Genomic DNA, 2,525 nt, shown 5'->3' with positions numbered 1-2,525 from the left:
TGCCAATGTACCAAAAGTCCCAGGTGCTTTCGATGCGCAGCCACTGCCAAAACCAAATGCCAATAAGCAACGGGGGTCTTTCAAAAGGCGTAAGGGAATTTTTTTATCACTCAAAATGATCAAAGCCTCGTTTTTCCGGCAGAGCCACAGACTCCCCATTTAACTTTGCTGACAACACGCTGCCCTCATCCGCTAACATCGCGCCGATTTCAATAAACCCTAGCTCTAACAGTCGTTGACGCTTATCTGAAGAAGCCGTGATGAGTAACTGATAGTCATCACCGCCATTTAATGCTGCCTGCATTGCAAAGTCATAATCTCTATATTTCAGCAAATCATCTGACAATGGCACCGCACTTAACTCTAGTTCGGCCGACAAGCCCGAGGCACAGCACAAATGCTCTAAGTCAGCCAGTAGACCATCTGAAACATCAAGCGCTGAACTCGCTAGCCCATTAACTGCCATGCCAAGCGCTATCTGAGGCGTTGGCGAAGCAAAGCTTTCAAATAATGCTTGTTGGTATGGCTCAGTTAACTCTTTGCCTTCTAACGCTAATAGCAGACCCGCATGCGCATCACCCAAGCAACCTGATACAAAAATTAAATCCGCGGGCGATGCGGAGGATCGAGTTAAATAGTTACCTTTATCGACTAAGCCATGCACCTGAATACTAATTGTCAGAGGCCCTTTAGTCGTATCGCCACCAACTAGCGAAATATTAAATTGCTCGGCCAGATCATATAAGCCTGTAGAAAATCGCTCGCACCAAACCGTATCGAACTCTGGCAGTGTTAAAGCTATAGTAAAATGATGTGGCTGGGCTCCCATTGCGGCTATGTCGCTGAGCGCAGAACCCAGTGCTCGTTTAGCAATGAATTCGGGAGGGAAACCAGCTGGAAAATGCCGTCCCTCAACCGAGGTATCTATCGACAACACGAGAGACTGGTTTGAAGGAGGTGAAAACACCGCAGCATCATCGCCTATCCCAAGATCAAACGACGGAGCGCGACTTTTAGAAAACAAAGAAGTGATTAGATCAAACTCGCGGCTTTTCCTTAAACGAGAGTTCATGTGTAGATTGTCCTAACCACCCCAGCATTAAATTGCTATTTGCGTTGCGCACTGGCTTCAGCAGAACGCAGCTTATTACCTAACTTGTCCAATATGCTATTCACATACTTGTGACCATCTGTACCGCCAAACTCTTTTGCGAGTTCAATCGCTTCGTTGATCACAACCCCCAAAGGAATATCGATGCGATGCATTAGCTCAAACGTACCAATACGTAAAATAGCCAGCTCAATTGGGTCGACCTCTTCTAAGGCACGGTCTAGCAACACTTCATATTGTTGATCTAGTTCATTGGTAGAACTTGGAATCGTTCGAAACACTTGCTCGAAATAAGCTTGATCGATCTTTCCGAAGTCATTATCAGTACGAAACTCCGCTTCTATCTGAGACGTACTAGAATGGCCCAACTGCCATTGATAAAGCGCTTGGAGCACTAGTGTTCGCGCTCTCTTACGCTGAGATGTAGTGACCTTCTTAGGCACACTAGAATCAAATTCGCTCATTAAATACCTGCGTTTTTAAACAAGGTAAGCATTTCTAATGCTGACATCGCTGCTTCCGCACCTTTGTTGCCAGCTTTCGTGCCTGAACGCTCAATCGCTTGTTCGATGCTATCGACAGTCAATACGCCAAAGGCAATAGGTAGATTAGTCTCTAATGAAACAGCGCTAATTCCTTTTGTACATTCACCTGCCACGTACTCAAAGTGTGGTGTACCACCGCGAATCACTGCTCCAAGCGCGACAATAGCGTCAAATTGACCCGTTTTAGCCACACGCTGAACTGCTAGCGGAAGCTCAAACGCACCAGGAACACGGAAGATTTCAATATCTTCTTCCGCAATACCTTGACGTACAAGCGCGTCAATCGCACCTTCTACCAAACTTTCCACAACGAAAGCATTAAAACGACCAACTACTAAGGCAAACTTACCTGAAACTTCTTTAAAGTCACCTTCATGAATTTTGATATTTCGCATCTTTTTTACTCTTTAATTAGCTGTTTTATCCGTTGTACGGAATGAATTCTGTTACTTCAAGATCAAAGCCCGACAGCGCCGAAAACTTCATCTCTGGCGCGAGCAAGCGCATTTTATGAACGCCCAAATCACGCAATATTTGCGAGCCTGTGCCAACCGTCAAATACGCACCTTGCCCACCTGATTGGGGAGAAGATGAGTTAAAAAACTCAACCAAGCGGTCTTCCATTGAGGCTTCGTATGAATCACCTAACAGCACCAATACACCAGCGCCTGCTTCAGCAATTTTTGCTAGCGAGTTTTGCACCGACCAAGATTGAGAACCTTCTTTTCGTACACCAATTGTGTCACGCAGTATGTCAGGGTATTGAACACGTACTATTGGCGCATCAACCTGATCTACATCACCCAACACGAAAGCCATATGCACATCGCCTTGCAAAGTATCTTTGTAGGTAATCAGCTGAAAATCAC

At 45.5% G+C, this 2,525-nt stretch carries 3 protein-coding genes and 1 pseudogene; all 4 read right to left on the bottom strand.

The features are described from left to right. Nucleotides 1-106: 106 nt before the first annotated feature. Nucleotides 107-1,072, bottom strand: coding sequence for a thiamine-phosphate kinase (thiL, locus tag A3738_RS13240; RefSeq protein WP_068478599.1), 966 nt, complete (start codon nucleotides 1,070-1,072; stop codon nucleotides 107-109). Between the two features lie 35 nt (nucleotides 1,073-1,107). Then, a complete protein-coding gene (nusB, locus tag A3738_RS13235) occupies nucleotides 1,108-1,575 on the bottom strand; it encodes a transcription antitermination factor NusB (RefSeq protein ID WP_068478603.1) in 468 nt (155 codons plus the stop codon). Then, nucleotides 1,575-2,051, bottom strand: coding sequence for a 6,7-dimethyl-8-ribityllumazine synthase (ribE, locus tag A3738_RS13230; protein ID WP_068478606.1), 477 nt, complete (start codon nucleotides 2,049-2,051; stop codon nucleotides 1,575-1,577). The genes nusB and ribE overlap by 1 nt, the downstream gene beginning before the upstream one ends. 25 nt (nucleotides 2,052-2,076) lie before the next feature. Further along, nucleotides 2,077-2,525, bottom strand: a pseudogene (locus A3738_RS13225) (bifunctional 3,4-dihydroxy-2-butanone-4-phosphate synthase/GTP cyclohydrolase II); the annotation flags it as partial.

It is taken from the genome of Oleiphilus sp. HI0066 (genome assembly GCF_001635725.1).
This window is presented reverse-complemented; position numbering and strand designations above follow the sequence as displayed.

Coding starts and splice junctions, on each gene's coding strand:
- thiL (WP_068478599.1), bottom strand. CDS start 1,072: ATGAACTCTCGTTTAAGGAAAAGCCGCGAGTTTGATCTAATCACTTCT.
- nusB (WP_068478603.1), bottom strand. CDS start 1,575: ATGAGCGAATTTGATTCTAGTGTGCCTAAGAAGGTCACTACATCTCAG.
- ribE (WP_068478606.1), bottom strand. CDS start 2,051: ATGCGAAATATCAAAATTCATGAAGGTGACTTTAAAGAAGTTTCAGGT.